Origin of the sequence: Malaciobacter halophilus, assembly GCF_002837275.1 — a bacterium.
Taxonomy (GTDB): domain Bacteria; phylum Campylobacterota; class Campylobacteria; order Campylobacterales; family Arcobacteraceae; genus Malaciobacter; species Malaciobacter halophilus.
In genome coordinates this window covers 1-681 of record NZ_NXIF01000103.1, presented here as the reverse complement: position 1 = coordinate 681, position 681 = coordinate 1, and the positions used below count along the sequence as shown (strand labels likewise).

Annotated in this window: 1 protein-coding gene; it reads right to left on the bottom strand. The window is 34.7% G+C overall.

What is annotated here, in order from left to right; translation table 11 throughout:
• The coding region (locus CP960_RS13605; protein WP_196778345.1) for a MaoC/PaaZ C-terminal domain-containing protein at window positions 1–681 on the bottom strand (681 nt) is incomplete at both ends.

Here is a 681-nt window from a genome sequence, read left to right as displayed (position 1 = left end):
ACCATCTAAAATAGTATCAATGATATGTCTACAAGCAACACCAGCAGTACTAACAGCATGGCAGTTAGGTTTAGGATAACCAACTTCTTGAGCATAATCCCAATCAATATGTTGAGGATGAGTATCACCAGAAAGTCTATAAATTAAAGCTCTATTTTCAGCAATTTTCTCAGTAACTTCAAAATCAGGTTCTCTCTCAGGGATTTCAACAATATCCTTAGGAGCTTTAGGACCATTCCAACCTCCATCAAAGATACAACAATCCCAGCTTTCACAAGTGAAAAGTAAAGTACCATCATCATCATAAGTTTCACCAATGTGTTGAGCTAAAGTACCTCTACCTTCACCTCTGTCATATAAACCTTTTAATAAAACTTTAGTACTAAGAGTACCTTCAAGCTTCTTCATAGGATTATGAAATTTAACATCAAAACTCCAGTGTAAAGAACCAGAATAATCATAACCCCAATCAATAGTTTTAGTAACTTCAGCATCAACAATAGGCATTGCACCAAAAGTAGGAAGCATTTTCATATTTTTTTCATAAACATATTGTAAGCCAGTTTTACCATCAAAAGCAGCACCACTTCCAAGTGCAAAAAGACTTAATGCTTTCCAGTCATAATCTCTTTTAAAAGGACCAAATGTTTGTCCTACCATCTCTGTTTTTATTGCCATCTT